Raw genomic sequence first — 952 nt, forward strand, 5'->3', positions numbered from 1 at the left:
CCGACCCGGGTCCGGGCGAGGCCGTGGTCAAGATCCAGGCGTGCGGGGTGTGCCACACCGACCTGCACTACAAGCAGGGCGGCATCAACGACGGGTTCCCGTTCCTGCTCGGCCACGAGGCGGCCGGGATCGTGGAATCCGTGGGCGAGGGCGTCACCGAGGTCGCTCCCGGCGACTTCGTGGTGCTGAACTGGCGGGCCGTGTGCGGGCAGTGCCGGGCGTGTCTGCGGGGACGTCCCCAGTACTGCTTCAACACCCACAACGCCGAGCAGAAGATGACGTTGGAGGACGGCACCGAGCTGTCCCCCGCCCTCGGGATCGGGGCCTTCGCCGACAAGACCCTGGTCGCCGCCGGCCAGTGCACCAAGGTCGACCCGGCCGCCAAGCCCGAAGTCGCCGGGCTTTTGGGCTGCGGAGTCATGGCCGGCATCGGCGCCGCCATCAACACCGGCAACGTCGGCCGCGGCGACAGCGTCGCGGTGATCGGCTGCGGCGGTGTCGGCGACGCCGCCATCATGGGCTCCCGCCTGGCCGGAGCCCGCAGGATCATCGCCGTCGACATCGACCCCCGCAAACTCGCCAAGGCCGTGGAGCTGGGCGCCACCCACACGGTCAACAGCAGCGAGACCGATCCGGTGGAGGCGATCCGGGAGCTGACCGAGGGCAACGGCGCCGACGTCGTCATCGAGGCCGTCGGCCGGCCCGAGACCTACGAACAAGCGTTCTACGCCCGCGACCTCGCCGGAACCGTCGTCCTCGTCGGCGTCCCCACCCCCGACATGAAGATCGAACTCCCGCTGCTGGAGGTGTTCGGCCGAGGCGGCTCCCTCAAATCCTCCTGGTACGGCGACTGCCTGCCCACACGCGACTTCCCCATGCTCATCGACCTCCACCTCCAAGGCCGCCTCGCCCTCGACGCCTTCGTCACCGAGACCATCGGCCTGAACGACAT

The 952-nt window shown here is 70.0% G+C and carries 1 protein-coding gene; it reads left to right on the forward strand.

Annotated features, from left to right (window positions below):
• Nucleotides 1-952, forward strand: a 952-nt coding sequence (locus tag ACYVOM_RS41080; RefSeq protein ID WP_460309058.1) for an S-(hydroxymethyl)mycothiol dehydrogenase, incomplete at both ends; no start/stop codon positions are given.

The sequence above is a fragment of the Actinocorallia aurea genome, from assembly GCF_054783995.1.